Origin of the sequence: Halomonas sp. ND22Bw, assembly GCF_003011945.1 — a bacterium.
GTDB classification, from domain to species: Bacteria; Pseudomonadota; Gammaproteobacteria; order Pseudomonadales; family Halomonadaceae; genus Halomonas; species Halomonas halophila.
The window spans coordinates 1-235 of sequence record NZ_PXWD01001800.1 but is presented as its reverse complement, the minus strand read 5'-3'; the positions used below and the strand labels follow the sequence as shown (position 1 = coordinate 235).

Genomic DNA, 235 nt, shown 5'->3' with positions numbered 1-235 from the left:
CGGCTATTCACCGCAGAGTTTGCGGCGAATACGGCCGCGAAGCTCTAGGAAACGAGTTCCCGCATCATCCACTGACGAAACGCGTCGGCGTCGGCATTGGCCCCGAAGTGGAGATTGTCGACCATGGCGTAGAACCAGCCGCCCCCGGCCTGGCGAAAAGCCATCCAATCATCTGCGCCCCGGCAATACCTATGCATCGTCTTTCCGCGATTGACGTCTCACAACGCTGGCGATC

1 protein-coding gene is annotated in these 235 nt (G+C 60.0%); it reads left to right on the top strand.

Features of this window, described 5'->3' with window-relative positions; genetic code table 11:
- The coding region (locus tag CVH10_RS27155; RefSeq protein WP_219925120.1) for a hypothetical protein at positions 1–235 on the top strand (235 nt) is incomplete at both ends.